At 68.4% G+C, this 23,993-nt stretch carries 18 protein-coding genes; 4 read left to right on the top strand and 14 right to left on the bottom strand.

Going from position 1 to position 23,993, the window contains the following annotated elements; all coding sequences use genetic code 11:
* Window positions 1-102: 102 nt before the first annotated feature.
* The 4 genes from K6142_RS02385 to K6142_RS02400 form a co-directional block, all read right to left on the bottom strand.
* Window positions 103-2,073 carry a 4Fe-4S binding protein gene (locus K6142_RS02385; RefSeq protein WP_223380738.1) on the bottom strand — a complete coding sequence of 657 codons (1,971 nt, stop codon included), beginning with the start codon at window positions 2,071-2,073 and terminating at the stop codon, window positions 103-105.
* 15 nt (window positions 2,074-2,088) lie between these two features.
* A complete protein-coding gene (locus tag K6142_RS02390; protein ID WP_190244071.1) occupies window positions 2,089-3,069 on the bottom strand; it encodes a DUF362 domain-containing protein in 981 nt (326 codons plus the stop codon).
* A gap of 467 nt (window positions 3,070-3,536) precedes the next feature.
* On the bottom strand, window positions 3,537-3,866 hold the full coding sequence (locus K6142_RS02395) for a hypothetical protein (RefSeq protein WP_190244070.1): 330 nt from the start codon (window positions 3,864-3,866) through the stop codon (window positions 3,537-3,539).
* 541 nt (window positions 3,867-4,407) lie between these two features.
* Window positions 4,408-4,728, bottom strand: coding sequence for a hypothetical protein (locus tag K6142_RS02400; RefSeq protein WP_190244069.1), 321 nt, complete (start codon window positions 4,726-4,728; stop codon window positions 4,408-4,410).
* Window positions 4,729-5,364: 636 nt separating this feature from the next.
* Here K6142_RS02400 and lepA point away from each other — a divergent pair.
* The 4 genes from lepA to K6142_RS02420 all read left to right on the top strand — a co-directional run bounded on the left by lepA (window position 5,365) and on the right by K6142_RS02420 (window position 11,071).
* Window positions 5,365-7,170 (top strand): translation elongation factor 4, encoded by a 1,806-nt coding sequence (gene lepA / locus K6142_RS02405; RefSeq protein ID WP_015946344.1) that lies wholly within the window; start codon window positions 5,365-5,367, stop codon window positions 7,168-7,170.
* A gap of 526 nt (window positions 7,171-7,696) precedes the next feature.
* Window positions 7,697-8,293 (top strand): signal peptidase I, encoded by a 597-nt coding sequence (gene lepB, locus K6142_RS02410; protein ID WP_015946345.1) that lies wholly within the window; start codon window positions 7,697-7,699, stop codon window positions 8,291-8,293.
* A gap of 426 nt (window positions 8,294-8,719) precedes the next feature.
* Window positions 8,720-10,345, top strand: coding sequence for a YifB family Mg chelatase-like AAA ATPase (locus tag K6142_RS02415; RefSeq protein ID WP_223290255.1), 1,626 nt, complete (start codon window positions 8,720-8,722; stop codon window positions 10,343-10,345).
* An 81-nt stretch (window positions 10,346-10,426) separates the two neighbouring features.
* Window positions 10,427-11,071, top strand: coding sequence for a hypothetical protein (locus K6142_RS02420; protein WP_190244068.1), 645 nt, complete (start codon window positions 10,427-10,429; stop codon window positions 11,069-11,071).
* A 92-nt stretch (window positions 11,072-11,163) separates the two neighbouring features.
* Here the strand turns inward: K6142_RS02420 and K6142_RS02425 are convergent, their stop codons facing one another.
* The 10 genes from K6142_RS02425 to K6142_RS02470 form a co-directional block, all read right to left on the bottom strand.
* On the bottom strand, window positions 11,164-11,715 hold the full coding sequence (locus K6142_RS02425; protein ID WP_223290252.1) for a DUF4410 domain-containing protein: 552 nt from the start codon (window positions 11,713-11,715) through the stop codon (window positions 11,164-11,166).
* 146 nt (window positions 11,716-11,861) lie between these two features.
* Window positions 11,862-14,636 carry an ATP-binding protein gene (locus K6142_RS02430; RefSeq protein WP_223290251.1) on the bottom strand — a complete coding sequence of 925 codons (2,775 nt, stop codon included), beginning with the start codon at window positions 14,634-14,636 and terminating at the stop codon, window positions 11,862-11,864.
* 260 nt (window positions 14,637-14,896) lie between these two features.
* Window positions 14,897-15,385, bottom strand: coding sequence for a TadE/TadG family type IV pilus assembly protein (locus K6142_RS02435; protein ID WP_190244066.1), 489 nt, complete (start codon window positions 15,383-15,385; stop codon window positions 14,897-14,899).
* An 18-nt stretch (window positions 15,386-15,403) separates the two neighbouring features.
* A complete protein-coding gene (locus tag K6142_RS02440) occupies window positions 15,404-16,624 on the bottom strand; it encodes a pilus assembly protein TadG-related protein (RefSeq protein WP_190244065.1) in 1,221 nt (406 codons plus the stop codon).
* A 64-nt stretch (window positions 16,625-16,688) separates the two neighbouring features.
* Complete coding sequence (locus tag K6142_RS02445; RefSeq protein WP_190244064.1) at window positions 16,689-17,147, bottom strand: TadE/TadG family type IV pilus assembly protein; 459 nt, start codon at window positions 17,145-17,147, stop codon at window positions 16,689-16,691.
* Between the two features lie 109 nt (window positions 17,148-17,256).
* Window positions 17,257-18,411 carry a tetratricopeptide repeat protein gene (locus K6142_RS02450; RefSeq protein ID WP_190244063.1) on the bottom strand — a complete coding sequence of 385 codons (1,155 nt, stop codon included), beginning with the start codon at window positions 18,409-18,411 and terminating at the stop codon, window positions 17,257-17,259.
* Between the two features lie 110 nt (window positions 18,412-18,521).
* A complete protein-coding gene (locus K6142_RS02455; protein WP_190244062.1) occupies window positions 18,522-19,502 on the bottom strand; it encodes a type II secretion system F family protein in 981 nt (326 codons plus the stop codon).
* A 155-nt stretch (window positions 19,503-19,657) separates the two neighbouring features.
* Window positions 19,658-20,623 carry a type II secretion system F family protein gene (locus K6142_RS02460; RefSeq protein ID WP_190244061.1) on the bottom strand — a complete coding sequence of 322 codons (966 nt, stop codon included), beginning with the start codon at window positions 20,621-20,623 and terminating at the stop codon, window positions 19,658-19,660.
* 32 nt (window positions 20,624-20,655) lie between these two features.
* Complete coding sequence (locus tag K6142_RS02465) at window positions 20,656-22,230, bottom strand: CpaF family protein (protein WP_411722698.1); 1,575 nt, start codon at window positions 22,228-22,230, stop codon at window positions 20,656-20,658.
* A gap of 308 nt (window positions 22,231-22,538) precedes the next feature.
* Window positions 22,539-23,984 carry a response regulator gene (locus K6142_RS02470; RefSeq protein WP_190244059.1) on the bottom strand — a complete coding sequence of 482 codons (1,446 nt, stop codon included), beginning with the start codon at window positions 23,982-23,984 and terminating at the stop codon, window positions 22,539-22,541.
* Between the last annotated feature and the right edge of the window lie 9 nt (window positions 23,985-23,993).

Here is a 23,993-nt window from a genome sequence, read left to right on the forward strand (position 1 = left end):
CGGAGCAATTCGGCGGCCCCGTCGTTTGGCTGCACGGAAGGGAGTGGCGTAACGGCGTGAGGCGATGGAGGGAGTGACCTCTGCCAGCCTGATACCTGCCTGCTACTCGGTGAAGCCGGGCGGCAGCCCCACGGATGGCGGCGCGCCGTCAGGGGAGGGCGGCGGAGGCTGCAATCCGTCGGTGCCCGGATAGGGCGCGCTGCTTGTGGAGTCCGAGGCGCCCGTGGAGTCCATTGCGCCTGTCGCGCCCGTGGCGTCCGTGGGGTTCGGGACGTGCGCCTCGCCGGGCTTTTTGGGGGTGAAAACCAGGCGCAGGCCGCGTGCCTCCGCTGCCGCGCGCATGCTGCCGCCGGCAATGCGCAGGGCGTCGCGCGTGCGGATGATGATGGCCTTCTGACCGGTGGCCTGCACCGTTTCCGGGCAGTGCTTTTCGCAAAAGCCGCATCCGGCGCAGCGGGCCGGGTCCACGTGGGGCACGCCCACGGTATAGCCGGGTTCCGGCTTCAGGGCGATGGCGTCGTAGGGGCACACCTCGTCGCAGACCAGGCAGCGCTTCTTCTTGGCCCAGGCCAGGCAGTGGTCGCGCAGCACCTCTGCCGTGCCGATCTTGGCGAAGGTGCGCTCGTCGGCCAGCCGACGGATGGCCGTGGTGGGGCAGGCGCGGGCGCAGGCGTGGCAGGCCGGGTCGCAGAAGCCGCGCGCCGGGGTGACCACCGGGCTGAACATGCCCAGCGCGCCGCTGGCCAGCCATGCGGGTTGCAGGGTGTTGGTGGGGCAGGCGGCGGCGCACAGTCCGCAGCGCACGCAACGGGCCAGAAAGTCCGGCTCCGGCAGGGCGCCCGGCGGACGCAGCACCCCTTCCGGCCTGCCCAGCGCCGGGACGGCGTGGCCCAGCGCGGCGGCGCAGGTGCCCACGGCCAGACCCGCCAGCAGCGCGCGGCGTTGCAGGCGGGCGTGTGGGGGCAGGGGGACTGTGGAAAGGGAGCCGGGCCGCTTGCGGTGGGCTGTGCCGTTGGCGGTGCGTTGGCTGGCGGCGTCTGCACAGGCGTCGGCACAAGCGTCTGGGGGGGCGGGAACGGCCTTCCCCGATCGGGGAGCCAGCGTATCCGGCGTGCCTGGTAGCTCCGGTCCCCCTTGCGTTCCCGGCATGGTCATGCCGGGAACATCACTGAAGGCAAAGCGCACCGCGTCCACGGGGCAGACATCGGCGCAGTGCAGGCATTTCAGGCATTCGGCGTGGTCCGTGGCGCGCGGTGCCGCCGCAGGAATGGCCCCGGCAGGACACCGGCGCGCGCACGCGCCGCAGGCGGTGCAGGCATGCTCCACACGCCGCCGCCACGGGGCCGCGCGGCCCGCAAGGCCCATGGCCGCACCGGCAGGGCAGAGCATGCGGCACCACAGGCGCGGTGCGATCACCCCGCCCGCCAGCACCAGCGTGAAAAAACCGACGATGTAGCCGGTGCCCGCGTAGCCGGGCACGGCCACCTCCGCGAAGGCCAGACCGGTGGCCCCCATCTGGCGGGCCAGCGGCGCGGCCAGCGCAAGCGCTCCTTCGGCCAGCCGGGCCACGGGCGGCCATGCCGCCAGCACCCAGAACCGCGCGGCCAGCGGCAGCGGCGCGGCCCAGAACACCAGGTCCAGCCCGGCCAGCGCCGCAACCAGCATGGCGGCCAGCACCGCGTACTTGGGCAGGCGCGGCACGGTGGGGCGGGGCGCGCTGTCGTACCCGCCGGTTTCGCGTGCTGCGGATTTGCGCTTCCTCCGGCCCCTTGCCAGACGGCGCAAGACGTAATCACCGGCGTCCACCATGGCCCCGAACGGACACATCCAGCCGCAGAACGCCCGGCCCAGCAGCAGGGACAGGGCCAGCACCACCAACCCCGGCACCGCCGCGCCGATGAAGGCGCGCCCCGCGATGCTGGCGGTCAGGGCCACGGACGGGTCCAGCCGGACCAAAAGATCACGGGGCAGGGTTGCGCTGTCGGGCAGGGCCTGGCCTGCGCCCCACGCCAGCAGCACGAAGGCCGCAAGGCACAGCCAGCGGCTGGCCAGCCGTACTCGTTGGCGGTTCATGCCGTGCGGCCCTGCCTACAGGGTGATCCGCGTGATGGCGCGTGCGGCCAGATCCATGGAGCCCAGGCCCCGTTCGTGGGCCAGCCGGATGTGGCTCACCTGCCGCGCGGCAAAGCGCCGCCCGTACCATTCGAACGATTCCACGGCGCAGGCATCGGCGGCCACCGGGTCGGCGGAGGCGATCACCGTGTTCTCCTGCAGGACCTTGCCGGGGCCGCCGGGGCCGCCGGTGGACAGCACGTAGGTGCCGTCGATGACCGTGAGCGCGGCGCGCAGCCTGGTGTTCAGGTCCACGATGGCGGTGTCGAGGTCGTAGCGCGAATGCATCACCCCGCGCTGGCGGATCAGGCCCATCATGCCCTTGAGCCCCAGCGAGACGCCGGTGGAACTGTGCGACTTGGCCGTGGGCGCGGCGATGAGCACGTCGGCGTCCAGCGCGTCGCGCATGAAGGTGTTGGCGGTCATCTGCTGCGCGCCGTCGATGTCCAGTTCGCGGTAGAATCGTTCCGCCGTGGGGGCCTGCACGATGTCGCCGAATTCCGCGCAGGCGACCCGGATGCCCGAGCGCGCTATGCACTGCTCCGCCGGGGCCAGCGGGTTGTCCAGCACCAGCACCGATGCGGCGCCCGCGTCGCGGCACATGCGCACCAGCGCGGCCACCACTTCCGGGTGGGTGTTGGTGCCCAGGCTGGCTGCGGAGGCAAAGGACATGTTGGGCTTGATGACCACCTTCTGCCCGGTCTTCACGAAGCGGCCCATGCCGCCCAGCATGCCCACGCAGGCATGGGTGGCGGCGGCGGGGGCTCCCTTGACCACGGCCACGTCGGGGGTGCCGTCCGCCTCGCCGGTGGCGGTCTGGGCCGCCTGGGCCTCGCCCGGCCCCCGCAGCAGGAAGGAAAGGGGCGAAAGCGCGGACGGCGCGGCGGACAGGCCCGCCCCGGCGGCCAGCCACAGCGCGCCGGACATTTGCCATTTCAGAAAGTCCCTGCGACGCATGATGCCTCCTTGCGCCGGGTGGCGCGGCTGGGGCGGGTGGGGTGGCTCCCGGCGTGTACGGGCGCGGGGGCACGGGGACGGACGGCAGGTGCGGGACTATCAGGGTGGGTCGGGTTGTTCGGATTGGGGGATGTTCGGATTGGCCGAAAGGGCGAGCGGCGGAACGGGCAGATGGGCCGATGGGGGTGCAAGGTTCGCAAGGTCGCACACCTTGAGCCTGTTTGTACCACCTTTGGCTGACGGTGGGCAATGGCTGACGGCGGATCGGTGCATGACGGGTGCGCGTCGGGCCGGAGCATCGGGGGCGGCATGCCATGTGGTGGCAGGCGTTGTCCGCGCAGGCACCGGTCTGACCGCGCAACGCAACGCGCCCCCGGTGAAGGGGGCGCGTGCGGTAAAAACCGTCATCACGACGGCGAACGATGCGGCTGCAAACGGCAGTGCGGGCCGCATCGCCGAAGTTCGGCTTACCTGCCCGGATTCAGGCCGGGCATGGAGTCGGAGGTCAGCCCCGGCGCGCGGGACTGGCTGGTGGCGGGCACGGACATGGCACCGGGCATCATGTGCTGGCCGCCATTCTGCATCATGTGCTGGCCGTTGCCCATCATGTGGCCGCCGTTCTGCATCATCTGACCCATGTTGGCGGACATGGCCGCGTGGCGGCCCTGCATGGCGCCGTAGCCGGGGCAGGACTGCATGCCCGTGGGGGTGGCGGGAACGTTCTGCGCGGCCAGTGCGGCTCCGGCGGTGATGGCCACCAGGGCCAATGCGGTGGGAAGGATGCGGGTAATCTTCATGATGAACTCCTGTGGATGATTTCCGTTGCCGGATGATGCCTTCTGTAAGGCAAACGGTGTGCCAAAGGAGTAATTGCATGGAATTGATGATGTTGTGGTGTTGCGGTGCGCGAGTGTGGCTGCCGGGGCGGATGATTTTTGGGCGGTCTGTTGTTGCTTGCCTGTCCAGTATTGGGACAGCTGCATGAATTTTGAACAGTAGCCCGAAGATGCGGTGTGGGTGATCCGTGGTGCGGGGCTATTGCAATGGCAGGAACATCGATGAAGCGGTGGCGGTATGGCGTGCGGGCGTACATGGCGTGCCGGTGCAACGCAACGCGCCCCCGGTGAAGGGGGCGCGTATGCCGCGAGGCGGAACCGTGGGACCGGCGAGGAGGAGGTGTCGGCCCCACGGAGGAATCCTGATGTCTGCCGTGGGGAGCCTGAGCGGGCCCGACCGGTTTTTCGGCCAGTCAGGCCAGTCAGGCCAGCCAGTTCAGTCAGGCCAATCCGGCCAGTCTGGCCAGTCCGGTTGCATGGCCCGGTGGCGCGTCTTGCCGTCCTAGCTGTGGCGGACCGGCGCCTTGCCGTCCATGCCCGGCATCATGTGCCCTGCGCCGCCCGGCTTGGCGTCCATGTTCCCCATGTTGCCCATGTTCCCCATGTTGCCGTGCCCGTCCTTCATCATCTGGCAGCAGCCGCAGCCCTGCATGGGAGCGGGCTGGGCATCGCCGGGGGCCTTGTCCGCCGGGGCAGAGGCCGCCGGGGGCGTGGCGTGGGTATTGTGGTCACCGGTGCTGCCCGCCGCCAGGGCCGAGCCCGTGGTGATGGCCAGGACGGCAAGGGCGGCAAGTGCGGCGGGGAGAATGCGGGTGATCTTCATGAAATGCTCCTGCATGTGGTTTCCGTTTCCGGGTGTGTGCTGCACATAAGGCAAGCGGCGTGCCATGACGCGCACGACAGGGCCATGGGGGCGCAATGCGTTGCGGCGCAGGGCCTGGCGCGCGGTGTGCGCGTTCCGGCGCGGTCAATCGTCACTGACCGGGTGTATGATTTCTGGACGGTTTTTTGTGCAGGATGTGCAAACCGGAGTGCTGCTGTCCGATTTTTGGACAGTGCATCGGGTGGCGGGGCGTGGGGGCGACGGTCCGGAACCGTTCGGTGTGCACGCCCTGCCTGTGCGCTGCTCCGTCCCGCCAGTAGCGTCCCGTCAGCACCGACCCGCCAGCTCCGTCCCGCCAGCTCCGTCCCGCCAGCACCACCCCGTCAGCATAGTCCCGTCAGCACTGTTCGGGCTGCCCCTCCCCGGTGCTGATGCCGCCCGCAGCGTGGGCTGCGGGGCGGTTGGACTTCCGCCCCCGAATGCAGTATGAAAACCGATTCGAATGGTACGGCGACGCGCGCCGGGCCGAGGCGCCACCCCGTGGCCGGTCGGCGCGCACGGCGTCAACGCGCCCGTACCCACCCCATGCCCGCATACATTTCAGGAGGCGCGCCGCCGCAGGGCGGCACCCACACTATGCCCAGACAGGAACACATCCGCAATTTCAGCATCATCGCGCACATCGACCATGGCAAATCCACCCTGGCCGACCGTATCCTTGAGGTTACCGGGCTGGTCAGCGACCGCGAAAAGCGCGACCAGTACCTGGACCGCATGGAGCTTGAGCGCGAGCGCGGCATCACCATCAAGGCCCAGTCGGTGCGCATTCCGTACACGGCCAAGGATGGCCGCAAGTACGTGCTGAACCTCATCGACACGCCCGGCCACGTGGACTTCAACTACGAGGTCTCGCGGTCGCTTGCCGCGTGCGAAGGGGCGCTGCTGGTGGTGGACGCCTCGCAGGGCGTGGAGGCCCAGACCCTGGCCAACGTGTACCTTGCGCTGGACCACAATCTGGAAGTCATCCCGGTCCTGAACAAGGTGGACCTGCCCAGCGCCGACGCCGACCGCGTGAAGCACGAGATCGAGGAAAGCATCGGCCTCGACTGCTCCGACGCCGTGGCCGTCAGCGCCAAGACCGGCCTGAACGTGGACAAGGTGCTGGAAGCCATCGTCGAGCGCCTGCCCGCGCCCGAAGGCAACCTGAACGCCCCGCTGAAGGCCCTGATTTTCGACTCCTGGTACGATTCGTATCAGGGCGTGGTGGTGCTGTTCCGCATCGTGGACGGTGTGCTGCGCAAGGGTGACCGCATCAAGCTGTTCGCCACCGAACGCAGCTACGAAGTGATCCGCCTTGGCGTGTTCTCGCCCGAAATCGTGGACATGACGGAACTTGGCGCGGGCGAAGTGGGCTTTTTGTGCGCCAACATCAAGGAACTGGGCGACGCCAAGGTGGGCGACACCATCACCCATGTGGACCGCCCCGCCGAAGTGCCCGTCGAAGGCTTCAAGGAAGTGCAGCCCATGGTGTTCTGCGGGCTGTACCCCACCGATTCCGCCGACTACGAGCAGCTCAAGTACGCGCTGGAAAAGTTGCAGCTCAACGACGCCGCCTTCTCGTACGAGCCGGAAACCTCGCAGGCGCTGGGCTTCGGCTACCGTTGCGGGTTCCTTGGCCTGCTGCACATGGAAATCATCCAGGAGCGGCTGGAGCGCGAATTTCAGGTGGAGCTCATCGCCACCGCCCCCTCGGTGATCTACAAGATCGACACCGTGGACGGGAAGAAGAGCGACATCGACAACCCCTCCAAGCTTCCCGACCCCACCAAGATCGCCGCGCTGTACGAACCTTACGTGCGCATGGACATCCACGTGCCCAACGATTACGTGGGCAACGTGCTGAAGCTGTGCGAGGAAAAGCGCGGCATCCAGAAGAACATGGGGTACATCGCCTCCAACCGCGTGGTCATCACCTACGAACTGCCCTTCGCCGAAATAGTGTTCGACTTCTTCGACCGGCTGAAGTCGGGCACCAAGGGCTACGCCTCGATGGACTACGAGTTCATCGACTACCGGCAGTCGGCCCTGGTGAAGCTGGACATCCTGATCAACGGCGAGGCCGTGGACGCGCTGGCCGTCATCGTGCACCGCGACAAGGCCTACCACTATGGCCGCGCGCTGGCGCTGAAGCTGAAGCGCACCATCCCGCGCCAGATGTTCGAGGTGGCCATCCAGGCGGCCATCGGGCAGAAGATCATCGCCCGCGAATCCATTTCCGCGCTGCGCAAGAACGTGACCGCCAAGTGCTACGGCGGTGACATTACCCGTAAGCGCAAATTGTTGGAAAAGCAGAAGGAAGGCAAGAAGCGCATGAAGCGCATGGGCAACGTGGAGTTGCCGCAGGAGGCCTTCCTCGCCGCCCTTCAGGTGGGCGACGAGTAATTTCGCGGCAGGGGTGGCAATGGCTGCGTCATGCGCCGTTGCCGCTCGGGTTACGTACCAAAGAGTACGCTCCCCTCGCGGACAACGTCGCTTTCCTTGCCGTTGCTGCCCCTGCCGCGAAATTATCGGAAGGCGGCAGTCTGTTCCTGCCGACCATGCGCACCGCTACAGGCGTGTGCGTTGAGTGAAGAAGTGAGCGAAGCCCTGGCAACCCCTGCCGCGAAGCGGTGGGTGGGGCAGGGGAATGAGCCCCGCGTGGCGCATGTGCGCGCCAGCCGTTTGAAAAGAGAATGACGTGAACAATGCCGGGCGGCAGGCACTGGGTGTGTCGCCGACCGGCGGTTTCAGCGCGCCGTCCCCGGCATTCCCCACAGTGCGGGGCGCGGCGCAGGGCATGCCCCTGCGGCCACCGCACCAGCGGTGGCGCGCACCGGCCCCGCCTTGGGCGACAGCCTTTGGCGGGTTTTCGATGAACCGCAAATCCCCGTCCCCGCGCGCCAGCGCGACAGGACGCGGAGGCACCCGCATGCAACAGAAAAGCCTGCTGCTGGAATACGTGGAGGCGCTTGTCGTCGCCTTTGCGCTGGCCATGCTCATTCGCACCTTCGTGGTGCAGGCGTACAAGATTCCTTCCGGTTCCATGCTCGAAACCCTGCAGATCGGCGACCACCTGCTGGTCAACAAGTTCAGCTACGGGGTCAAGCTGCCGTTCACCCACAAGGTGGTGGTGCCCGTGGGCGACCCGCAACGCGGCGACATCATCGTGTTCGAGTACCCCGGCGATCCGTCCATCGACTACATCAAGCGCATCGTGGGCCAGCCCGGCGACGTGATAGAAGTGCGCAACAAGCAGCTGTACCGCAACGGCGAAGCAGTGCAGGAAGCGTACATCCGTCATTCGCAGCCCGGCATCGTGATGCCCGTGCGCGACAGCTTCGGCCCGGTCACCGTGCCCGAGGGACACTACTTCGCCATGGGTGACAACCGCGACGATTCGCAGGATTCCCGCTTCTGGGGCTTTGTCCCGCGCGGGGCCATTCGTGGCAAGGCCTGGGTCATCTACTGGTCGTGGGAAGGGCTGGGCAACGTGCGCTGGGATCGCATCGGCACGGTCCTGCACTGATCCCGTTCGGTGCCCTGCGTGCCGACGCGGTGAGCGGGCCTGCTGCCCGGTCGGCCCCGTTTTCCTGGTCAGCCGGTCCACCCGTTTCGCATCGGCTCCATATCCGTCCCGTCCCGCGCATCATTGCGGGGCGGGACGTTTTGCTTTAGTGGTTGTGCGGTATCGCAGGATGCATGCAGTGGCCCTGCTGCCGGTCCGGCTGTTGGGAAGCCGCTGGCCGGCCGTGCGCGCGCCGGGGCGGATTGGTGCCTGCCCGGCCCCTCGGGGTTCCGGGGAGCCCTGCTGCACTGGTCGCGCCCTGCCAGTTCCAGCCAGTTCCTGCCAGTTCCTGCCAGTTCCTGCCGGATACTGCCGAGTCCTGTCGCACCTGTCGTTCCTGTTGCTTCCGCTTCGCCCGTTCCTCACTCTTTCCGCGCAGGGGGCTTGATGATCGTTCGCGTGGCCTGTGCCGCCCTGCACGGGGTGGACGCCTTCCGGGTGGACCTGGAGGTGGACCTTGCCCGGCAGGGCATGCCCGCCTTCGTCATGGTGGGTCTGGCCGAGGGGGCGCTGCGCGAATCGCGCGAGCGCGTCTTTGCCGCCATGCGCGCCTGCAACCTGCGCCTGCCCCCCGCCCGCATCACCGTCAATCTCGCCCCTGCCGACCGTCGCAAGAGCGGCAGCGGCTTCGACCTGCCCCTTGCCATAGGCCTGCTGGCCGCCGCAGAAATCCTGCCCCAGGGGAGCACGGACGGGTGGTTCATGCTGGGCGAGCTTTCCCTGACCGGCGAACTGAAGCCCGTGCCGGGCGTGCTGCCCGTGGCCGTGCGCGCCCGAGCCGAAGGGGCGCGCGGCATGCTGGTGGCGGCGGACAACGCCGCCGAGGCCGCCGTGGTGGAAGGGCTGCCGGTGTACCCCGTGCGTTCGCTGGGCGAGGCAGCGGCCTTTCTGGCCGGGCAGGCGGACATCTCCGCCGTGCCTTCCGGCGGGCGCACCATGTGGGAACGCGGCCAGGACTGGCCAGTTGACTTCGCCGAGGTGAAGGGGCAGGAGCACGCCAAGCGGGCCATCGAGATCGCGGCGGCGGGCGCGCACAACCTGCTGTTCATCGGCCCGCCCGGCAGCGGCAAGACCATGCTGGCCCAGCGCATTCCCACGGTGCTGCCGCCGCTTTCCTTCGAGGAGGCGCTGGAGGTGACCACCATCTACAGCGTGGCGGGCCAACTGGACGGGCACGGGCTGATAACCCGCCGCCCTTTTCGCGCGCCGCACCACACCGTGTCCGACTACGGGCTGGTGGGCGGCGGGGTCAACCCGCGCCCCGGCGAGATTTCGCTGGCCCATCGCGGGGTCCTGTTTCTGGACGAACTGCCGGAATTTCGCAAGACCGCGCTTGAAGTGATGCGCCAGCCGCTGGAAGACGGCGTGGTAACCATCGCCCGTGCCGCCGTTTCACTGACCTACCCGGCGGACAGCATGCTGGTGGCCGCCATGAACCCCTGCCCCTGCGGCTACCGCACCGACGACAGGCACACCTGCACCTGCCTTGGCCCGGCGGTGCAGCGGTATCGGGCGCGCCTTTCCGGCCCGCTGCTGGACCGCATCGACCTGCACGTGGAGGTGCCCGCCGTGCCCTATGAGGATCTGCGCGGCGGCATGACGGGCAGCACCTCCACCGAAATGCGGAACCGCATCGCGGGGGCGCGGGCCGTTCAGGCGGCGCGTTACGCGGGCACCTCTTGTCGCACCAACGCGGACCTGACCGGCAAGCTGCTGGAAGAGCACTGCGCCCTCGGCCCGGACGAGCATGCCTTTCTGGAAGGCGCGGTGCGCGCCCTGGCCCTGTCGGCGCGGGCGTACACGCGCATCCTGCGCATTGCGAGGACCATCGCGGATCTGGAACAGGCGGGGCTGCCGGAAGGGGCACTGGCCGCCGGGCAGGCGACGGGGGAGGAAACCGGGCACGATGGAGAGGTTCCGGCTATGCCCGCTGCTTTCGGTGCCGGTCCCATCCGGGTGGCCCATCTGGCGGAAGCCATCAACTGTCGCGCGCTGGACCGCGAGCGGCTGTAAGGCGGGAATGCAAGGCCGCGCGACGACGCGGCGGGACGGGGACACACATACACGGCACCGGTCCGTATCCTGGGGGGATACATGGACGAGAAACGGTATTGCGTGCATGCCGCGCTGGGAACGCGCGGCGAACGGCTGCGGCTGGTGCGGGTGCGGCCCGAACGCTGCCAGTCTGCCGGGCAGGGCGAAGGGGAGCAGCCGCATGGCTCCGCCGCATCGATCGGCACGGTCGGCGCGCCCTTCACGGATGTCTTTCCGCACGATGCGGCCCACCCGCTGCCGCTGCCCGGCGCACGCCCGGTGGTGCTGGCCGAGGGGCTGACCGCCCGTCAGGCCGAGCGGCTGGCGGCCCTGTTGTCGGGCCTGGTGGATGCGGATGTGCCGCAGGCTGACGGAACCATCGAAACCCCTGTGGACCGCGGCAACGGAGGCATGCCGTGCATCGCCCCCACGCTGTCCGGTGGCAAGGGCATTGCCGTGCCCGAAGGGGCGCAACGCAAGGCCCGGGACGGGCTGAACCTGCTGCGCGAGGCGCTGCTTTCCGTCATGGCCTGCAACCCCAGGGGACTTACCGGCCCGGAACTGCTTTTTGCGCTGGGGCTTGATGAGAGGCCGGAAGCGCCGGGGATGAAGGACGCACGCCCTCACGGCGCTGCACTGATGGTGCAGGCACTGCTGGAACTGCTGCGTGAAGCGGGCGCGGTGCGCGGGGGCGAGGGGAGGTAGGGGCTGCTCCGCTACGCCAGAAGCCCGCAAAGACGGGGCCTTCCGAACATTCGGGAGGCCCCGTCTTTTGCTTGTCGGGTGACGGCGTCGCGTTACTTGGACGCCATGTCTTTTTTGAGCACGACCACGATTTCCTTGGCCACATCATCGAAGACGTATTTCCATGCCCCGATGGTGTAGCCGCCGCCCGCCGCAATGGAACGCTCCACGGGAATTTTGGCCAGTACCTTCCCGTCGGGAGCGCATACGTCACTCTCGGTGGAAAGTTTGGTGGCCCCTGCGCCCGGTACGAGCCAACGGGTAAAGGCGTTGCCCGGTTCATAGGCAAGGATGCGCGTGTTGATTACCAGCCGCCCCTGGTCGCTGGCCATGGATTCCTGCGTCAGCGCGTTTTTCAGAGAGACGTTCATGGTGTCCGGAAGCGAGAACTTTTCGTCTTTTTCACCAAAGACATAGCCGCTTTCATCCACGGTCTTGCCCACGGCGAACGTGGAGCCAGCCGGAATATGCGGCGCATCGCCCATGGGCGTGATGCGGGATTTGGTGGAACACCCTGCGGTGAAGAGAACGCAGAACAAGAGCAGCAGTGGCAGGATACGGACGTGTCGCATGCAGGATTCCTTGATTTGAGTGTGACGGGTCATCACTCTGGAGCCGGGGCGACCACAACGCGCAGCATGTTGTTGCGGCACCCCGCCAGCGGGTGAGTCACGCTATATCAGCAAGGGCATGCTGACAATGGATGATGAAGAAATGACCTGTGCCGCAAGGCACAGTGCCCGCGTTCTGGTTACCCCTTCCCGTTCTCCAGCCCCAGTTCGGACAGGGCGGCGGCAAGGTCGGCGCGCAGCAGGGGCTTGGCCAGCATCATGCTGACGCCCGCCTCCATGGCCGCGTCGTGGCCCAGCCCCTCGCTGAAGCCGGAACACAGCACCACCGGCAGGTCGGGGCGCAGGGCGCGCATCTGGCGGGTCAGTTCGGTGCCGGTCATGCCGGGCATGGTCTGGTCGGTGACCACCAGCCGCCAGCTTGCCGGGTCCGCCCGGAAGCGTTCCAACGCGTCCTGCGGGTTTGCAGTCACCACCGCCCGGTAGCCCAGCTTTTCCAGCATGGCCCCCATGATGGCGGCCAGCGGGGCCTCGTCGTCCACCACCAGCGCAAGGCCGCTGCCGCTGTGGGCCGAATCCGCCCGCGTGGCGGCCTCTTCCCCCGCCTGCGGGGCAAGGGGCAGCAGCACCTCGAACTCCGTGCCCACCCCCACGGTGGACTGCACCGCAACGGCCCCGCCGTGGGCGGTGACGATGCCGTGCACCAGCGCAAGGCCCATGCCCGTGCCCTCGTCCGGTTTCTTGGTGGTGAAGAACGGATCGAAGATGTTCTCCATGATGTCCGGGGGGATGCCGTGGCCCGTGTCGCGCACGCGCAGCCGGGCGTAGCCGCCGGGGGCGGGCAGCGAACGGGCGGCGGCCTCGTCCTCGTCCAGTTCCACCGCGTCCAGCGCCAGATGCAGCACCCCGCCGTGTTCCTTCATGGCGTGGGCCGCGTTGGCGCACAGGTTCATGATCACCTGTTGCAACTGGCTCAGGTTGGCCAGCAGCGGGCCTGTCTCGGCCAGGTCCAGGCGGATGTCCACGTTGGCGGGCAGGGTGGCGCGCAACAGGCGCACCGTTTCCTTGATGGGGGCCAGTGGCGGCAGCGGCAGGCGGGATGGCTCCTCCTGCCGGCTGAAGGTGAGTATCTGGCGGATCAGGTCGCGCGCGCGGCGTCCGGCGGCCAGCACCTCGGTCAGGCGGCGGTGCTGGGCATCGCCTTCTTCGGTCTGGTCCAGGCTCATTTCCGTGTAGCCCATCATCACACCCAGGATGTTGTTGAAATCGTGGGCGATGCCCCCGGCCAGCGTGCCGATGGCCTCCATCTTCTGGGCCTGGCGCAGCCGGGCTTCCAGCTGCTTGCGGCTGCTGATGTCGTGCGCCACCAGTACCGTGCCGGGCGCGTCCCCTTCGCGGACCGGTTCGCCGTCGTACTGGCTGTCGGCAAGGAAGGGCGACAGGGTGACCAGAAAGTGCCCGCCAAGGCTGGGCAGGTACAGTTCCTCGGTGCGGCTTTCGCCCCAGGGCATGCCCCGGATGGCCGCGCACACGTCGTCGGCCATGACGGACGCGCCCAGCACGTCGTTGCAGTGGCGTCCCACCAGATCCTTGGGGTGCAGGCCCAGCAGCCTGCCCAGGGCCATGTTGCTGCGCCGCACCCGCTGGCCCGCGTCCATGATCATGATGATGTCGGGCACGCTGTCGAAGGTTTTCTCCCATTCCTGCTTGGCGCGGATAATCATGTTTTCCACGGCCTTGCGGCGGTCGATATCTTCCACCGTGCCTTCGATGCCGGAAATTTCGCCGGTGGAGCCGCGCTGCACGCGGGCGTTCACCGAAATCCAGAAGGTGGAGCCGTCGGCCCGGCGGGCCGGGGTTTCGAAGTCGCGCACCTCGCCTTCGTCACGCAGGGTGTTCAGCATGCGGTCCAGTGTGGCCCGGTCCAGAAAGCCGCCGGGCAGCCAGCCCTCCGGCATGGTGGTTCCGGGCGCGACACCGGCTGCGCCGCCGGACCGGATGGCCTCGAACAGCGCATCGGGCGAGGGATAGCCGAACATGTCGGCAAAGGCGGGGTTGGCGCTGATCAGTTCGCCCCAGGGGCGGCAGCGGAAGATGCCGAGCACGGTGCCTTCCACCATGCCGCGCCACTGCCGGGCATCGCGGTTTATCTCGCGCCAGTGCACGGAAAGGGTGCGCCGTCGCTCCGCCTCGCGTACCAGGCGCATGAAGGCCGGGCCAAGGTGCCAGTCGTCGGCGCAGAGCACCTCGTCCGCGCCTTCGCGCACGGCCTCCAGGGCCAGCCCTTCGTCGGCGGCGGGGGCCACCAGCACGAAGGGCACGTCCTCGCGCACCCCGCGCACCAGCATCAGCACTTCCTGCCATGTCATGCCGGGGGCTTCGGATTCGGCCACCACCATGTCCCACGGTTCTTCGGTGATCAGGCGCGAAAGCTCGAACGGCGTTTCGGCCAGCATGTACGAAGGCTCCAGCCCGCAGGCCGCAAGCCGCGCCACCAGCCCGCGCGCGAATTCCTCGAACTCGGAGACGATGAGCAGGCTGAGCCGCGCCGCGCGCGATGCCGTGGCGTCCTGTCCGGACGTGTGGCCGGACGTGCCGATGGATGGGGGCGGCGGTGGTGCGGACATGGCTTCCCTGTGGGTAGCTGGACAGCGGGTGGTGGGGCCGTGGGTAGTGGCCCGGTGGGCAACCGGGTGGACGCCGAGTGCGGTTTCCGCAAGCAGGGCAAGGGCGGCTGCCCGCCGTGCCGGAACACGCGCGGACGCTGGCCATTCCGGCATCAGGATGTCGGGCATGTCCGCCGGCATGTCCGGCTGGCCGGGCACCGGGCCGGGCCTGGGGCTGGCCGCCAGCGTGTCCGCCGGACTGGCGGAGAGGCAGATGGTGACCGCCGTGTCCCGCATGATAGCAGAACGGGCCACGCCCGCAAAGCGGGGTGGCCCGCCGTGCGTGGGCATGGGCACCGGGCCATCCGGTTGCGGTGAGCCTGGTTTGTGCGCGGGCGATTTCGCCCCTGGGGTTTGTGCCCCGGACGTTTGTGGCCCGGACGTTTGTGGCCCGGAAGTTTGCGCCCCGGAAGGCCCGGCGTGCCGTGCCCCCCGCGCCCCCGGTTCCAGCTGGCCGGAAAGCCCGGATGCGGACTCTCTCGGCCAGCAGGAACCGGCGACGACGTCGTGCGCCTCGGGCACGCAGTGCAGCGCAAGCCCCAGGTGACGGGTCATTTGCAGATGGCCCAGGGTTCGTTGACCATGCGTTCGCGCCCGGTGACGGTAATCTGCGCTGGCAGCAGCGAACCCACCAGCGGCGTCAGCGGCGCGTAGCGGTAGTCCACCTGCACCTCCACCGTCTGGCAGGGGTCGCCGCCGCTGTTTTCCACGGCGGCTGCCCCGGTGCCGTTGGGATAGCTGCGCACCAGGATGGTCACGCCCGTGCCCGAGGCGCCGGACAGCACCTGGGTAAGGGGCCGGGCCGCTTCCTTGATCAATGCCACCCGGTTGCCGGTGTCGAAGCCTTCGCCGGTGATGGCGAAGCGCGCCCCCACCTGCGCGGCCTTTTCCACGGTGGAGCGGGCAAAGAGGTTGTAGCCGAATTCCACAAGGCCGAAGAGCATGGCCAGCAGCACCGGCAGCATGAACGCCACCTCCAGCGAACCGACCCCGCCTTCACCGCGCCACAGACGCAATGGCCATATGCGGCATGCACGCATGGTGTCCTCCCTGCCGCGCTAGCGCAGCAACCGCCAGCCAAGCTGCCGACCGATCTTCTTGAAGATTTCTTCAAGGTCGTAGGCAGAGGGCGCGTTGTAGTAGTGGTCGTCCGTACCCGCCTTGCTGGAGGCGATGGCCTTCATCAGGCTGATGTCCGTGGAGTCGGAATCGCCGTAGCGGATGGCAAAGACCTCTATGCCCTTGTCCTTGGCGATCTGCGCCTCGCTCAGCATGGCCGCGTTCAGCTTGCCGCCGTTCTCGCAGTGGGTGTTCATGTCGAACATGCCGTAGTAGGCGTTGGTCCAGTAGGCGTTGGGCGTGTAGTTCAGGGCGTAGTTGCCGCCGCACTTGCCGTCCTCGGTATCGCCGTCGGTCAGCACGATCATCACCTTGCGCATGTCCTTGTTGGACGAGCCCTGGGTGAACGGCGCCTCGGGGGTGAGCACATGACGCCCCCACTTGATGCCTTCGGAGATGACGGTGCCCGAGGCATCGCCCAGGGCGTCCTGCTTGGCGATGGCGCTGACGATGGTGGTGCGGCTGCTGGTCAGGGCCTGCACGCGCGGAATGCTGTCGCAGGTGCCCTTGGGCACGTTGAGTGACGAACCCGTGGGGTAGCGGTACTTGGTCTGCTTGTACTCTTCCAGGATCCACGAGGGCGCCAGGGTGCCGTCGGCGTTGCGGCAGCCGTCGGCCAGGCCGTCCACGCCCGCGGGAATGTGCACCTTGCCCCGGAAGGGTACCAGCCCCACCTTGACCGAGGTTTCCATGCCGTCGGGCATTATCAGCTCGGCAAGCTGGGTGGCGGCCGCGTTGGCCTGCTGGATGGCCGTGCCCTTCATGGAGCCGGTGTTGTCGATGACGAAGACCACTTCCAGGTTGTTGTACCCGGCGGTGGCCTGGGCGCGCACCGTGCTCGACCCGATGCCAAGGGCACCCATGAAGATGGTGTCCACGGTGGCCTCTGCCTTCACGGTGACGCTGCGTTCCTCGGTGCCGGGGGTGACGCCCTTCAGCACGGCGGCGGGGTAGTTGGCGGCCATGTACTGGTTCACGGCGCCCTTCACCAGCCCCTTGTCCAGTTGCGGGTCGTAGGGAAGTTCCAGGCTGCCCGCCAGGGCTGCCGCATCCACGGCCCCTTGCAGGCGGTTGTGCGCGAGGTAGAGCATGCCCGAATCGATGCCAAGGCCGGCAAGGCCCAGCACCACGGGCAGCAGCACGGCCATCAGCATGGCCATGGAACCCCGCGTGCCACGCCACAGGCCGCGCGCCAGGGCGCGGAGACCGGCAGGCCGGGCCGCGTTACGGCGTGGGCATGCTGGTGCTTGCGGAAAACGTGTAGAGCGCGTCATTGGGGTCTCCGTTGTAGGGATTGCTCGTGAATACCGACTTGTAGGCATACTTCACGGTTACCGTGACCATCTGCTTGCCCGTGTCCTTGACGGCGGTGGCCGTCAGGGCATTGGGGTCAAGCGTGGTGGCCAGCGAGCGGACAAATGGCTGCACGCCCGCCACGTCGTCGTTCATGACCACGTGGCGCGCGCCTGCGCGGCTGGCTTCGGTCAGGGCGGAGTAGGCGCGGATGGTGTTGCCTCCCTCCACCAGCACGTAGAGCAGTGCCGCGATGACCGGCAGCATCAGGGCCACTTCCAGCGCGGCCAGGCCGCGCTGGGCCAGCGCCCGCGACGACGGAAGGTGGCGCAGCCCTCTGCGCGTTCCGCCGGGTGGGACCGGTGGCATGGTGTTGCGTGTTTCGAACATGGTGTTCACTCCTTGCGATGGTCCGCCCCCCGGCGAGATCCATCAGCGGTGCCCCCAACGGACTATGGGCGGGCGCGACGCGTGACGCGCCCGAAATTTCTCGCGGCGGCTACTTGCCGTCGCGTAGTTCGCCTTCGCGCACGGCGGCAGGGGTGGCGCGGGCCTTCAGCGGGGTGGACGAAGGCGGCAGCGTCACCGGGGTGGCGACTCCGGGCGCGCCCGGGATGGGACCAGGCCCGGCGGCCCCCGTGACCCCCGTGTCGGGACCGGACATGGGCAGCGGCACGGCGGTGGTCGCAGCCGGACCCTGCCCCTGCGCGATGCGCGCGGCCAGGCGGGCGCGCTTCAGGTTTTCCGCCGCGCGGGCGTAGTAGCGGGGCTCCACTTCCAGGGCGCGTTGCAGGTGGTACAGGGCCAGGGCATGCTCGCCCTGCTGCGAAAGGTACACACCCAGGTTGTTGTGCGCGGCGGCTTCGCCCCCGGCGTTGCGGAACGCCTCGAAGGCCTCGTCGTAGCGGCCCAGGCGGCACAGCGACAGGCCCATGTTGTTCCACACCCGGCTGCCGGGCGCGCCGTAGGTGATGGCGGCGCGGAAGTGGTCCACGGCGGCGGCGTCGTTGCCCAGCATGGCTTGCGCGATGCCCGCGTTGTTGTGCAGCTCGCCCGAACGGGGCATCTGTTCCAGCGCCCGCACGAACAGGGCCAGGGCCTTGTCCGGCTGCCCCTGGTAATTGTGGATGGCGCCAAGGTGGCTGGCCGCCCCGGCAAGGCGGGGGTCCAGCGTCAGCGCCCGCTCGAAGCGGCTCTTGGCCTCGGTCAGGTTGCCCTCGGCAAAGCTGAGCATGCCCGCCGTTTCCCAGGCCCGGGCATTGTCCGGGGCCAGGGAGAGGGCGGCGTCGATGTCCGCCCGCGCCTCGATGGGCACGCCCCGCGCCACCAGCAGCGCGCCGCGCTGGTAACGTGCCTCGGCCAGCTTGGGATCAAGCTGGCAGGCCCGGCTGAATTGCTCGAAGGCCAGTTCCGGGCGGTCCTGCGACAGGAAAACCAGGCCGCGCTGCAAGTGTTCCTGGGCGTTCATGGCATCAGCCTGGGGAGTGGGCTCCACCCCCTCGCCGTCGTGCAGCAGATCCTTGCTGCTGTGGTAGCGTTCCATCAGCGAAAGGTTGGAGCCGCGCGTGATCTGCTGCGCGCCGCAACCTGCAAGCAGCAGGGCGCAGAGCGCCAGCAGGGCAAGGGCGGGATGGGTGGCGGTGCGGGCGGTCATGGCTGTTTTCCTTTCTGCGTTTGAAACCGGGTGGCTTTCGCTGTTCGCCCCGGCTGGAGATTTCGTTCGACGTAGCCAGCGGGCGCCAGAGGGATGAAATTCCGTCGGGGCTATTGGCCCATCTGGGCGAAAACCTGCATCAGCTTGATGAACGCGGGCCCCATGATGGTCACGAACAGGGCCGGAAGAATGCAGAACACCAGCGGGAACAGCAGCTTCACCGGCATCTTGGCGGCAATTTCCTCGGCCCGCTGGAAGCGCGTGGTGCGCATGGTGTCGGAGTAGACGCGCAGCGTGCTGGAAATGCTGGTGCCGAAGGCATCCGCCTGCACGATGAGCGTGACAAGGCTGTTCACGTCTTCCAGCGCCACGCGCGCGGCCAGGTTCTTCAGGGCCTCGGCGCGCGACTTGCCCGCGCGCAGCTCCAGGATGACCAGGTTCAGTTCTTCGGCCAGCACCGGGTTGGTGGCCGCCATTTCGCGGGCCACGCGGGAGAACGCCTGGTCCAGGCCCATGCCCGCCTCCACGCAAACCACCAGCAGGTCCAGCGCGTCGGGCAGCGAGTTGATGATGTCCAGCCTGCGCGCCTTGATGCGCCGCGACAGCCATACGTTGGGTGCGTACAGGCCCACCACCGCCGGGCAGATGAACAGCAGCGCCACCATGCCCAGGGGAATGTCGTTGCCCGCCAGCAGGCGGACCACCAGGCCCAGCAGCAGGCCGCACAGGGTCAGCCCGGCCTTGACGCCCCAGAAAACCAGCGGGGCGCGGCGGTTGCGATAGCCCGCGCGCACCAGCGCGAGCCCCGCCTCGCTCACTTCTTCGCCGTCATCCTTGACCACCTTTTGCCCCACCCGTTCGGCCACGGCGTTCAGCGCGGCCTTCAGGGAGGAAAAGGGGGATTCCGGCAGGGCCGGGGCGGCCACGGCCACGGCACGGGCGCCAGCCGCGTGCCGGGTGAGGCGGCCATGCATGCGCTGCACCCGCTGGCGGTTGCCGAACATGCCGCGCAGGGCGTGCGCCACCAGCAATACCGCGCCGGAGGCCAGCAGGGCGGCCAGGAAGGGGATCATGGTTTCGTCGAACGGCATGGTGATATCCTAGGGGCTGTTTCCAACGCGGTATTTTCGTTCGTGGGCAAGGAAAACGAGCTTGCCATGAGGGAGTATACTCTTATCGTATTTGACCGAAATGGCTGGCGAAGTTTGACGCCGCCAACGGGCGAAAAGGCAAGTTGGAACAGTCCCTACACTCGGATGGTGGTCATGCGCTTGAGCGCTATGCCGCCGATGGCCATCTGGAACAGCGACGCGGTGAGCAGCATGTTGCCTTCGGGCGTGGCGTACAGGGCGCTCATGAAGTCGGGGTTCAGCAGGTTGATGATGAACCCGATGCCGAAGGGCAGCACGAACAGGATCCACGCCGTCAGGCGGCCTTCCGCCGAAAGCACGCGCACCCGGCCCGCCAGCTTGAACCGCTCGCGGATCAACCGGGCGATGTTGGTGACGATTTCCGCAAGGTTGCCGCCGGTTTCGCGCTGGATGTTCACCGACACCACGAAGAACTTCAGGTCCGGGCAGTCCACGCGGCGGGTCAGGTTGTACAGGGCCGCGTCCGCCGGGATGCCGAAGTTGATCTCGTCCAGGGTCTTCTGGAATTCCGGGCCGATGGGGTCGGCAAATTCGTCGGCCACCATGCGCATGCCCTGATTGAAGGCGTGCCCCGCCTTCAGCGCGCGGGCGATGAGGTCCAGCGCGTCGGGCAGTTGGCGCTGGAAGCGGCCCATGCGGGCGTTGCGCTTGCGCTGCACCCACAGGAAGGGCGCGTAGCCCAGCGCCAGCGGCGGCGCCACCAGCAGGAACAGGTTGTTCACCAGCAGGTGCATGACCAGGAAGCACGAGGCCGCGCCCAGCACGGAAGCCAGCAGCAGCACGCCCAGGGTGGCCCGCACCTGCGCCTGTTCCAGCGCGAGGTCCATCTTCTTGGTCCATGACTGGGCGGCCAGCATCCGGTGCAGCCAGTCCACGTCGGACAGTGCGCGGCGGCGTTCCAGGTCCACCCGGTCCTGTTCGTTTTTGGCCCGCAGCAGGTTTTCCATGCGCTGTCCCACGCGCTGCGCCGTGGCGCGGCGGCGGCCGTAGGCAAGGTCCAGCACGCCCATGACGAACACGAACATGGCGATGACCGAGAGTACGGCGATGACGAGCATCATGGCGAAACCCCTTTGCGTTCAGGCTGCCGCGTTTACTGCGACAAGCCGGGATCGAACAGTGCGCCGCCAAGCTCGATGCCCATGGCGGCCAGGCGCGGGGCGAAGCGGGGTCGGATGCCGCCGGAGCGGAACCGCCCCTGCACCTTGCCGTTCTCGTCCACGCCGGTCTGTTCGAAGGTGAAGATGTCCTGCATGGTGATGGCGTCGCCTTCCATGCCGGTGATTTCCGAAAGGCTGGTCATCTTGCGCGAGCCGTCGGCCAGGCGCGAAACCTGGATGATCACGTCCACGGCGGACGCGATGTACCGCTTCAGCGACAGGGTGCCGATGTTCAGCCCGGCCATGGCCACCATGGTTTCCAGGCGCATCAGGCAGTCGCGCGGGGTGTTGGCGTGGATGGTGGTCAGCGAGCCGTCGTGGCCGGTGTTCATGGCCTGCAGCATGTCCAGCACCTCGCCGCTGCGCACTTCGCCCACGATGATGCGGTCGGGCCGCATGCGCAGGCAGTTCTTGACCAGGTCGCGCGCGGTGACCTGGCCGTGGCCTTCGATGTTGGCGGGCCGGGTTTCCAGCCGCACCACATGGTCCTGCTTCAGTTGCAGTTCCGCCGCGTCCTCGATGGTCACGATGCGCTCGTCGTGCGGCACGAAGCGCGACAGGCAGTTGAGCATGGTGGTCTTGCCCGAGCCGGTGCCGCCGGAAACGATGATGTTCAGCCGCGCCTTGACGATGCCGCGCAGCACCTCGCCCATTTCCGGGGTCAGCGCGCCGAAGCGGATCAGGTCTTCCAGTTCCAGCGGGTCCTTGGAAAAGCGGCGGATGGACAGGCTGGGGCCGTCCAGCGCCAGCGGCGGGATGATGGCGTTGACGCGCGAACCGTCGGCGAGGCGGGCGTCCACCATGGGCGATGCCTCGTCCACGCGGCGGCCTATGCGGGCCACGATGCGGTCGATGATCTTGCGCAGGTGGTCGTCGTCCAGGAAGCGGGTGTTGACCCGGATCAGCTTGCCGCGCCGTTCCACGTAGACCATGCGGTAGTTGTTCACGAGGATGTCGTTGACCGTGGGGTCGCGCAGCAGCGGTTCCAGCGGGCCAAGGCCCATGACCTCGTCGCGGATGTCCTCCACCAGCTGGCGCTGTTCCTGCGCATTGAGGGGGGCCTGACGGAACTCCTCGCGCAGCAGCTTTTCCACCAGGCGGGAAATTTCTGCGGCCAGCCTGTCGGGCGGCAGCGATTCGGCGGCGGCCAGGTCCATCATCTCCAGCAGGCGGTCCTGCAGGCGGGCGCGGATTTCGTAGTAGTGGTCGCCGTGCAGGGTCAGGGTGGTCACGTCGCACACCTGCTCCGCGCTGGCGGGGCGGGCGGCGGGCCGTGCCGACGGACGGGATTTTCCGGTTTGGCCCGCTTGGGTGGCCTGTGCGTCTGCGGGCTGTGCTTCCGGGGTGTCGGCACGGGGCGCGGCCAGCGTTGCGGATTCGGACACCGGTGCGGATTCGGGGCGCGGCGCGCGGAACAGGGTGGCGTCGTTGACCGGCACGCGCGGAATGGGCGCGGTGTCGGCCTCGTCCGACGCATCGAGGCGTGCGGTGTCGGGCTGGATGGCCATGCCGACCGTGGCGGCGGGGGCAACGGCGGAAAGGTGGCTGCGGGCGTTCAGGCCCGAGGCACCAAGGCGCGGCGCCTGCGGCACGTCGTCGTCCCGGTCCTGCCCCCGGTCCTGGCCCAGGTCCTGGCCCGTCCCGTCCGGATCTAGTTGCAGGTGGCCGTAGACATCGGCATGGGCCTGTGCGTCGTCCCCTGTCCCATGGAGGGAGTTGTCCGTGCGGGCATCCTCGGACGCCACGGGTTCCAGGTGCAGCGCGGGGGCGGGTTGCCGCCGCGTGGTGCGCATCAGTCGTTCGGCCAGTCTCATGGCTATCCCCTTGCGCCCTGCAACAGGACGCCGTGCGGCAGCAGGCCGCCCCGTTCATGTTCGGGGGCGCGTTCCATGCCGCGCCGATTGGGTTCGTGGGTGTCGTCGCCCTTGCGGTGCAGCAGCCGGGCGAACAGGCTGCCCGCCTTCATGCCGGGGGCGGCGCCGCCGTTGCCGGGCGTTGCGGCGGTGGGGGCCAGCCGTTCAGCCAGCTTGGCCAGCGAGCGCGCGGCCACCGAGCGGGGCGCCGCCTCGCACAGGGGCACACCCTGATTGATGGCCGACACGGCCGCGCCGTAGTCGTCGCCCACGGTGGCGAACACCTTGCGCTCCAGCAGTCGTTCGGCCTCCGTCAGGTCCACCCCGGCCTGGGGCGACATGCGGTTGACCACCAGCTGGATGCGCGCGGCCACGGCGGGCGCGGCAGCGGCCACGTCGTCCAGCAGGCGGCGGGCGCCGGCCAGGGCGGGCAGGGCCAGATCGGTGACCAGCAGGATGGTTTCCGCCTCCTGCATGGAGACCAGGGCCAGTTCGTCGGCATAGGGGCCGCCGTCCACCACGGTGACGGCGTACAGGGCGCGGGCCAGGTCCAGCACGGCCTTCACCGCGCGGGGGCTGATGGCGTCCAGGTCGTCGCCCGTGTCGGGCGAGGCGAACACCTCAAGGCCGCTGGCGTGCCGTTCGGCAAGGCTGCGCAGGAAGGTGGCGTCCAGGCGGCCAAGGTTGCGCGCGCCGTCGGCCCAGGTGCGGGAATATTCCATGTCCAGGAACAGCGGCACGTCGCCCTGGGGCAGGCGCATGTCCATGAGCGCCGCCAGCGGCAGCGCTGCGGGCGCATGGGCGGGGCCGCCCGTGGCCAGCGCCGTGTCGCCCATGGCCTGCATGTCGCGCTTGGCGTTGCGTCCGCCCAGTTTGGGCAGGCCCCTGCCCGCCTTCTGCGCATCGGGCGCGGGGGCGTTGCCAGCCAAGGAACGCGCGGCCAGCACGGCCAGGTTCACGGCCACCGTGGTGGCGCCCACGCCGCCCTTGGCGCCCATGATGTGGATGAGCCGGCCACCCGCTGAGGCAGGCGCCGCCGCAGGGCTTGCGGCACGGGTGGTACGGCGGCGGCGCGCATAGCCTTCCAGCGCGGCCAGCACCTCGTCCGAGCGGAACGGCTGGGACAGGAATTCGCTGACCCCGGCGCGCATGGCGCGGATTATCAGGTCCGGATCCTTCTGGCGCGAGGCCACGAACACCTCGCCCACGCGGGGATCGGTCACCAGTGAGGCGATGGATTCGAAATCGTCTTCAAGGTCGTCTCCCAGTTCCAGTACGACCAGTCCGAGGTCGTCGGCTTCACCGGGGGAAACCAGACGGAAACCATCCTGCCGGGCGAGGACGCGGGTGAGTTCTTCGCGCGTGGCGAGGCGCTTGGTGAGCAGGCAGACGGGATGGGTGATGTTCATGGCGGCCTC

The organism is Nitratidesulfovibrio sp. SRB-5, from assembly GCF_019931275.1.
Classification (GTDB): domain Bacteria; phylum Desulfobacterota; class Desulfovibrionia; order Desulfovibrionales; family Desulfovibrionaceae; genus Cupidesulfovibrio.

What these genes read in the sequence shown, in the direction of transcription:
- K6142_RS02440 (WP_190244065.1), bottom strand. Translation starts at nt 16,624, where the DNA reads ATGGCCATGCTGATGGCCGTGCTGCTGCCCGTGGTGCTGGGCCTTGCC.
- K6142_RS02430 (WP_223290251.1), bottom strand. Translation starts at nt 14,636, where the DNA reads ATGCCCACGCACGGCGGGCCACCCCGCTTTGCGGGCGTGGCCCGTTCT.
- lepA (WP_015946344.1), top strand. Translation starts at nt 5,365, where the DNA reads ATGCCCAGACAGGAACACATCCGCAATTTCAGCATCATCGCGCACATC.
- K6142_RS02455 (WP_190244062.1), bottom strand. Translation starts at nt 19,502, where the DNA reads ATGCCGTTCGACGAAACCATGATCCCCTTCCTGGCCGCCCTGCTGGCC.
- K6142_RS02435 (WP_190244066.1), bottom strand. Translation starts at nt 15,385, where the DNA reads ATGCGTGCATGCCGCATATGGCCATTGCGTCTGTGGCGCGGTGAAGGC.
- K6142_RS02460 (WP_190244061.1), bottom strand. Translation starts at nt 20,623, where the DNA reads ATGATGCTCGTCATCGCCGTACTCTCGGTCATCGCCATGTTCGTGTTC.
- K6142_RS02450 (WP_190244063.1), bottom strand. Translation starts at nt 18,411, where the DNA reads ATGACCGCCCGCACCGCCACCCATCCCGCCCTTGCCCTGCTGGCGCTC.
- K6142_RS02465 (WP_411722698.1), bottom strand. Translation starts at nt 22,230, where the DNA reads ATGGCCATCCAGCCCGACACCGCACGCCTCGATGCGTCGGACGAGGCC.
- K6142_RS02470 (WP_190244059.1), bottom strand. Translation starts at nt 23,984, where the DNA reads ATGAACATCACCCATCCCGTCTGCCTGCTCACCAAGCGCCTCGCCACG.
- K6142_RS02420 (WP_190244068.1), top strand. Translation starts at nt 10,427, where the DNA reads ATGGACGAGAAACGGTATTGCGTGCATGCCGCGCTGGGAACGCGCGGC.
- K6142_RS02395 (WP_190244070.1), bottom strand. Translation starts at nt 3,866, where the DNA reads ATGAAGATTACCCGCATCCTTCCCACCGCATTGGCCCTGGTGGCCATC.
- K6142_RS02385 (WP_223380738.1), bottom strand. Translation starts at nt 2,073, where the DNA reads ATGAACCGCCAACGAGTACGGCTGGCCAGCCGCTGGCTGTGCCTTGCG.
- K6142_RS02390 (WP_190244071.1), bottom strand. Translation starts at nt 3,069, where the DNA reads ATGCGTCGCAGGGACTTTCTGAAATGGCAAATGTCCGGCGCGCTGTGG.
- lepB (WP_015946345.1), top strand. Translation starts at nt 7,697, where the DNA reads ATGCAACAGAAAAGCCTGCTGCTGGAATACGTGGAGGCGCTTGTCGTC.
- K6142_RS02415 (WP_223290255.1), top strand. Translation starts at nt 8,720, where the DNA reads ATGATCGTTCGCGTGGCCTGTGCCGCCCTGCACGGGGTGGACGCCTTC.
- K6142_RS02400 (WP_190244069.1), bottom strand. Translation starts at nt 4,728, where the DNA reads ATGAAGATCACCCGCATTCTCCCCGCCGCACTTGCCGCCCTTGCCGTC.
- K6142_RS02425 (WP_223290252.1), bottom strand. Translation starts at nt 11,715, where the DNA reads ATGACCCGTCACACTCAAATCAAGGAATCCTGCATGCGACACGTCCGT.
- K6142_RS02445 (WP_190244064.1), bottom strand. Translation starts at nt 17,147, where the DNA reads ATGTTCGAAACACGCAACACCATGCCACCGGTCCCACCCGGCGGAACG.